Annotated in this window: 6 protein-coding genes and 1 pseudogene; 5 read left to right on the top strand and 2 right to left on the bottom strand. The window is 46.0% G+C overall.

The window, feature by feature from the left end; genetic code table 11:
- Nucleotides 1-60 precede the first annotated feature (60 nt).
- Nucleotides 61-411, top strand: coding sequence for an alpha/beta hydrolase (locus tag FGQ85_RS09855; protein WP_138373363.1), 351 nt, complete (start codon nt 61-63; stop codon nt 409-411).
- Between the two features lie 109 nt (nt 412-520).
- Here FGQ85_RS09855 and FGQ85_RS09850 read toward each other — a convergent pair.
- Nucleotides 521-1,132 (bottom strand): annotated as a pseudogene (locus FGQ85_RS09850) (Bro-N domain-containing protein).
- Nucleotides 1,133-1,180: 48 nt separating this feature from the next.
- Nucleotides 1,181-2,053: a class I SAM-dependent methyltransferase gene (locus FGQ85_RS09845; protein ID WP_138373362.1), complete on the bottom strand. Its 873-nt coding sequence runs from the start codon at nt 2,051-2,053 to the stop codon at nt 1,181-1,183.
- A 191-nt stretch (nt 2,054-2,244) separates the two neighbouring features.
- Between FGQ85_RS09845 and FGQ85_RS09840 the strand changes: the two genes are divergently transcribed.
- From FGQ85_RS09840 to FGQ85_RS09825, 4 genes are all read left to right on the top strand, one after another.
- The gene (locus FGQ85_RS09840; protein WP_138373361.1) at nt 2,245-3,510 is read left to right on the top strand and encodes a sugar ABC transporter substrate-binding protein; all 1,266 of its coding nucleotides are present in this window, start codon (nt 2,245-2,247) and stop codon (nt 3,508-3,510) included.
- Between the two features lie 90 nt (nt 3,511-3,600).
- Nucleotides 3,601-4,464: a sugar ABC transporter permease gene (locus tag FGQ85_RS09835; protein WP_243128533.1), complete on the top strand. Its 864-nt coding sequence runs from the start codon at nt 3,601-3,603 to the stop codon at nt 4,462-4,464.
- Between the two features lie 7 nt (nt 4,465-4,471).
- A complete protein-coding gene (locus FGQ85_RS09830) occupies nt 4,472-5,311 on the top strand; it encodes a carbohydrate ABC transporter permease (RefSeq protein WP_138373359.1) in 840 nt (279 codons plus the stop codon).
- A gap of 12 nt (nt 5,312-5,323) precedes the next feature.
- Nucleotides 5,324-7,198: a beta-N-acetylhexosaminidase gene (locus tag FGQ85_RS09825; RefSeq protein ID WP_138373358.1), complete on the top strand. Its 1,875-nt coding sequence runs from the start codon at nt 5,324-5,326 to the stop codon at nt 7,196-7,198.
- Nucleotides 7,199-7,296 lie beyond the last annotated feature (98 nt).

Here is a 7,296-nt window from a genome sequence, read left to right as displayed (position 1 = left end):
GAACAGTGATTTCCGCTTATCCGGAATAGTGATTTCCTAACGCCGGACTGGTGATGGAAAATGCCCCGGAATACTCATGTGACACGGTACGAAGCAGATCTACTCTGCGGTTTCCTGTTTACGGTAAGCGGTTACCGCCAGATGTTCCGCGGTATGCGGACACTGACGAAAAAAGGCGTGAAAGAGATACCGAAAGATCTGCCGGTGTTCTTTGTATCCGGGGCAAAAGATCCCGTAGGTGATTTCGGAGCCGGAGTGTGGAAAGTATACGAACAGTTCCGGAAGGCAGGCATTTCAGATACGACGATCCGGCTGTATTCGGACGACCGGCACGAAATCCTGCATGAAGAAGACCGGATGCAGGTCTTTGAAGAGATTGAGAACTGGATAGCAGACCGGATAATAAAATAAAGCAGAGAAAGGGAGTCTTGTTTTGCACGAAGGGTGCGTAAGCAGGGCTCCCTTTTTTGTACGATAACAGATTACTGTATGCCTATAATCGAAGAGAGCGTTGGAATGATTATTTAGTGTTTCCTTCGTTGTCAAAAACCTTTTCTGTGTGAACTGGCAGCGTGGCGGCATCCTCTACAATATCTGTGATAAGCTGTCGGAAATGATTGGCATTCTGCGAAGTGATTACCGGCTTTCCGGTTTCGGCTTCCAAAGCCTGGCGTGCAATGCCGGCTACGTTTCCTCCGCGTTTGGCTACATCCCGATGCTCAGATAGGTTTCCAGTGCACGGTCAATTGCCTGCTCTGGATCAATGGTTTCTTCGATACGTTCTGTGCCGACCATGGCAAGCCAGGCCTTGAACGGCTCGGCTTTCGGGGATGGAACAGACTGGATGATCCGCAAAAGCTGTTCAGTGTTGGCAACATCAGTTTTGTAGCGCTTGCCATCTTTGGGGGATTTCAATTTCAGTTGGTTACAATTTGTAACCGACTGATTTCCCTCATCTTTAAGTCGTTTTTTTAAGACTTTCCAATAATTATTTGGATTTGGACTGTCAGTTAAAACGTCGATTACATCCACAACGGAAAAATACCATTCTTCTTTTTCTTCGTCCCATGCGGTACGGACCTTTTTTGTCTTCAAACAACTGAACCGCATCATTATTCTTCAGTTCCCTCATAATAGTTACCTCCCCATTGATAAAAATAATTATTTAGTGTCTGCCGGCTCATTTTACTCCTCGCACGATCATGATGAGAGACACGTTTGTATCCCACTGTTTTTCGCCCTGATCGTACTGGTGGAGCCGGCGATCATATTTTTCATTGATAAGCCGTATCATTTCATCCCGTTCTTCGGGTGAGACCTGTTCAGGTATAGAATGACATACCGACTCAATAGAATCCAGTTCTGTCTGGCGGGATGCGTTAATCATATCATAAGCCAGTGAGGATGAAATATCTGGATTGTCCGGTGTCAGACTGACAGTTACAAATCCTGTGTGAATCTGTTGAAAACCATAGGATTCCATTGCAAGTGGTAATTCGGCTTCGCTCATCGGATAACGGCAGATTTCATACTGATCCTTTGTATGATCGTATTTCCCGGCTTTATCCCAGAAGCGCTGTTCACGGTCGCTATCGGAAATGACGGGTGCAGGAACCGTAATTCCTTTACGGGAGGAAAGCACGAGACAGACTCCGCCGGGTTTCAGTACCCGAAGTTGCTCCTGAAAGAATGCGGAAGGATCGATATGTTCGCTGACTGTAAAGGAGATCGTAACATCGAAGGTATTGTCCGGATAAGGGAGTTTTGCGGCATCCCCTTCAACAAATGAGATTCCCGGTTCATGCTCTCCGGCAAACTGGATAAATGCACTGTCACGATCCAGCCCGGTAATCTCGGCGTTCGGGTACCAACGGTGAAGAGAGCCGGCCAGAGCACCCGGACCGCAGCCGATTTCCAGAATTTTGAGCTGTGTTTCTTTGCTCAAGTCAAATAGTGTCTGATACTGTTCTGCAAACATATCATGAAACCGTAATCTGCGGGAAAAATATAAGGTTTTTACTCCCTGTACATATTTTGACCAGATGATATTCATAATTGGCTCCCCTTTCCGATTGTGTACAGAAAGTATATCATACAGAATGGACAAAATCGACAAAAAGAGAGGAGTTGAAAAGAAATTTTTGTAACAGCTTGACAAATATATACCGGGGGGGGGTAAGATGAGTTTATCTGGCCAGGCATTTGACAAGAAAACAATGATATTAGTAAACGAGGGAGGCCTATATGAGAAAACGGTTCAAAAAATTAGGTGCGGTATGTGTGACAGCGGCAATGTGTGTTGGGCTGCTGGCGGGCTGTGGCGGCAGTTCGGATTCATCAGACGGCGGAAAGAAGACAGTTTCTATCTGGTTCCCGGCTTATGCGGGAACGGATGCGGAAGTTTCAGACCAGGAATTCTGGGAGGAACAGCTTGCACCATTAGAGAAGGAAGAGAACTGCGAGTTTGATGTTCAGATCCTTCCGTGGTCTAATTATGAGGAGAAATATCTGTCTGGAGTAACATCCGGAAACGGACCGGACATCGGATATATGTCCATGGAGATGATGGGAGACTATATTTCCAAAGATCTTCTTGCAGATATGGATTCTTATTTCGATGATGCAGAAAAGGATAATTATATCTACTATGATTATGGAACAATTAATGGAAAACAGTATGCACTGCCGTTTATTGTTGGAAATGCGCGGGTTCTTGTAGGAAATAAGGCAATTATGCAGCAGGCGGGTATTACACAGATGCCGACGACATGGGATGAATTTATCAGCGCATGTCAGGCAATTCAGGATAACTGTGAAGGTGTGAAGCCGTTTGATATGGCACTTGGCGGAGCATGGGGAAATGTGGATGAAAACTTCCTCCCGTTCTTCTGGAGTGCAGGCGGAGAACTGACAGATGAGGATGGCAATGTCACGATTGACACGGAAGAGGGCAGGGAGGCAATGCAGTTCCTCTATGACCTGAGATTTAAGTACAACTTTATCGATGAAGCGGCGACATCCAATGACGATGCCCGCCCGGATTTTGAGGCAGGAAAGACCGGATTTATGGTGCTTGCGACAAGCAACTGCCTGAATCTGGAAGGAGTAGACTGGGACTGGACGACGGCTCTTGCAGGACCGGACGGACAGGCAAAGACCTTCTTTGCGGCAGATTCCCTTGTGCTCTTTGACAAGTGTGAGGACAAGGAACTGGCGATGAAAGCGATCAAACTGCTCTCCAGCGCAGATGTGATGTCCGCGTTCCACCAGCAGATCACAGAACAGCCGCCGATCACCAAAGATGAGGAATATACAGGTGACGAGCGGTTTAAAGAGCTCTACACAGTGGAAAATGACAACTTCAAGACCATCACTCCGTTTAACAGTGCGGTTTCCCTGTTGACGAAAGTCAATGAAAATCTGCAGTCCATGATGATGGGTGAGATGGAACCGGACGAAGTTCTGAAAAACGCTCAGGATTACTATAACGAAAACCTGGCAGCAGAATAAGGAATTCAAACATACGGACCGGCGGGAAGGTTCCTGCCGGTTCGTGTCAATGTAGTTGAGGTGAGACAGTTGAAAAGAAGAAGACGAGAAATGATACAGGGATACATTTATATTCTTCCGAGTCTGTTTTTTATGGTGTGCTTTTGTCTGCTGCCGATTTTTATGTCAACGTATTTCAGTCTGACAGACTACGATATCATGACAAAAGCCGACTTTATCGGACTGGAAAATTATAAAAAAGTATTCTCGGATAAATATGTGGTGGACGCACTGAAAAATACGTTTATTTATGTTATTGTCACAGTTCCGGTTCAGACCTTTCTGGCGCTTGTTTTTGCGGCGTTTCTGGCGGACAAAATGCAGAATATCGTCGGGAATTTCTTAAGGAGTGCCATGTTTATTCCGGTGATTGCATCTTCGGTTACGGCAGGGGCGATCTGGAGAACAATTTTTGGAACAGACGGTGGTATCATCAATACCATTCTGGGCCTGTTCGGAGTCGGTGAGATCAACTGGCTGGGGAGCTCGAAGACGGCGCTGATCTGCGTCTGCGTGGTGGCGATCTGGAAAAATGTAGGATATTTCCTTGTTATCTATTACGCCGGTATTATGGGGCTTTCGCCGGAACTTTACGAGGCGGCAAAAGTGGACGGGGCGACTTCAATCCAGTCCTTTTTCAAGATTACCATGCCGCTTTTAAAGCCGATCAACTATCTGGTTATCACTCTTGGAATCATCTGGTCCTTCCAGGTATTTGACCTTTCCTACACGATGACAAACGGAGGACCCGGACGGTCGACCGTCACCCTTGTCATGGGAATTTACAATGCGGCCTTTAAAGAATACCGGATGGGATATGCCTGTGCGATGGCGATTCTGCTTTTGATTATCATTTTGATTATCAATATTGTGGAAAATACATTCTTCAAAGAGAAAAAAGAGACAGCGAGGTGATGAAAGCATGAAGAAAAACAAAGGAAAACGAATCGACCGTTGGACACCGCTCGGAATTTTTGGACTGATCTGTGCCGTTTTAGTTACAGTGATTGCGGTATTCCCATTTATCTATATGTTCTTGATGTCTTTCACGGAGTCAAGGACACTGCGGCTGAATCTTGCGGAAGTGGACTTTACCAATTTTGAAAACTTCATCTATATTTTCCAGAACAGCGGATTTTTGCAGGCATTTGTTAACAGTGTGGTTGTAGTCGTTGCCTCCTGTGTGCTCAATGTGATAATATCCTGTATGGCAGCATATGGATTTGAGAAGAAGCTGTTTCCGGGGAGGAATTTTATTTTCCAGATTTACATGGTTTCTCTGATGATTCCGGGACAGGTGACAATGATTCCGCTGTTCGTTATTATGAGAAATTTAGGACTGCTCAATACGAGGACAGCCCTTGTGATTACCATGATCGGAGCGTTCTCGGTATTCCTTGTCAAGCAGTTTATGAATGGGGTTCCGGATGAACTGATTGAATCTGCTCAGGTGGACGGATGTCCGGAATACAGAATTTTTATCCAGATTGTGATGCCGCTTTTAAAACCGGTTGTGGTGACTTTGATTGTATTTACATTCATTTCGGCATGGAATGATTTCCTGTGGCCTCTGATTGCGGCTACAGAGACGGAGAAATATACATTGACAGTTGCTCTTTCCGTACTGAAAACGCAGTATTCAGTCAATTACGGTCTGATTATGGCGGGCTCACTGATTACATTTATTTTCCCGTTTATATTGTATATTTTCCTTCAGAAGCAGTTCGTTCAGGGAATTGCCCTTGGAGGTGTAAAAGGATAACAGGAGGACGATATGAAACTGATTGTAAAGGACTTAAAATTTCAGGAGACTTCGGAGATTCTGCTGAAACATTTTCCGGAAGCACCGGAAGAAGAGCTGGTAATTTATCCGGAGTATACGGAAAAATCCGGATTGAGGGTGCTGAAATGCGGAAACAACGTCAAAATTCAGTACCACCAGGATGTTCAGTATTACCGGGCGCTTGGGATGGTGCTTGGAGATCCGGAGAAAGATATTTCCTGCTCGGAGACCGCGTACACGAGCCGGCTTGGGACGATGTTCGACTGTTCCAGAAATGGAGTGCTTAAAGTCGGGACAGTCAAACGGTACATTGAATATCTGGCGCTTCTTGGAATGAATGATCTTCTTCTTTACACGGAAGATACATATGAGATTCCAAAATATCCGCATTTTGGAGCGCTCAGAGGACGCTACACGAAAGAAGAGATCCGGGAGATGGAACGGTATGCTGCAAAATTCGGGATCGAACTGGTTCCGTGTATACAGACACTTGCACATCTACGGACCTATCTGAGATGGCCGGTTACGGAAAAGATGCGGGACAATTCAGATATCCTTCTTGTGGGTGAACCTGCGGTATATGAATTCTTAGAGGACATGATCCGTTCTGTAAGAACTTCGTTTTCAGGCAAGCGCATTCATATCGGAATGGATGAGGCATTTCAGCTGGGGCTCGGTAATTATCTGAGAAAGAACGGATATCAGGACCGTACCGGAATTATGAAAGAGCATCTGGACCGGGTATGCGCGATCTGCCGGAAATACGAGTTTGATCCGATGATCTGGAGTGATATGTATTTCATGCTGGCGTCAGAAGATGGGCGCTACTACAGTGTTTCCGAAGACTATGAATGGCAGGAGAAAGACAAACCGGACAAAGAGCTTACGCTTGTATACTGGGACTACTACAATGCGTCCGAGGATATGTACAGAAAGATGGTACATCTTCATGGAAAACTGTCCGGTCACATGTATTTTGCGGGAGGAGGCTGGACCTGGAATGGAATCGCGCCGAATTACGCAAGAGCACTGGAAACGACACGGGTTGGGACGAAGGTCATGAAAGAAGCGGGAGCAGACAAATGGTTCTGCACTCTCTGGCAGGACGATGGAGCGGAAACACCGATGGAAACCTGTCTGCTTTCCTTAACATATTTTGCCGAGTGTGCCTACGAAAAAGAAGTGACGAAAGAACGGCTGCATGACAGAGTAAAGGAATTGTTCGGCATCGACAGTGAAGACCTCATGCTTCTTGACCGGTTCGATAATTTTCAGCCGGAGGATCCGTATAATCTCAAGTCGGCAAACCCGTCCAAGCTGGCTCTTTATCAGGATCCGATGCTTGGAATCTTTGACGGGCAGTTTAAAGGAAAAGGGCTCAGGGAATATTATCAGGATCTTGCGGAGAAACTGGATCAGTGTCTTGAAAAAGAACAGCCGCAAAGAATCAGGAAACTGCTTGCTTATTATCAGAAGCTGGCAGCGTTTCTGGCTGAGAAAGCGGAGATGGGGCTGGAATTAAAGTCCGGTTATGACAATCAGGATAAGGACCGCCTTTGCGTCTGGGCCGGGAAAAGGATTCCTGCATGTCTTACTCTTCTGAAGGAACTGCACGGCATGAGGGAAGAAATCTGGATGGATGAGTGCAAACCACAGGGATATGAAGTAATCGATGTGCGTCTGGGCGGTATAAGAAGCCGTCTGGAATCTGCCGCAAAACGGATTTCCACCTGGCTTTCCGATCCGGAGCAGCCGCTTGAAGAGCTGGAAGAAAAGCGGGTATGTTTCTGGCCGGATGAAGACAGAATCTATTCGTTCAACCGGTGGGAACAGATTGTAAGCGCATCCAATATCAATGAATTGTAAATATTCCATTAATGGGGCATGCCGCATGAGAAATTTATTTTCTCATGTGACATGCTCTTTTTGCGGTTGGTGATTTGAGAGAAACCGGTATTTTGTCT

Origin of the sequence: Pseudoflavonifractor sp. BSD2780061688st1 E11 (genome assembly GCF_005844125.1) — a bacterium.
Classification (GTDB): domain Bacteria; phylum Bacillota; class Clostridia; order Lachnospirales; family Lachnospiraceae; genus Sellimonas; species Sellimonas catena.
The sequence above is the reverse complement of the archived record's forward strand: the minus strand, read 5'-3'. Positions and strand labels throughout refer to the sequence as shown.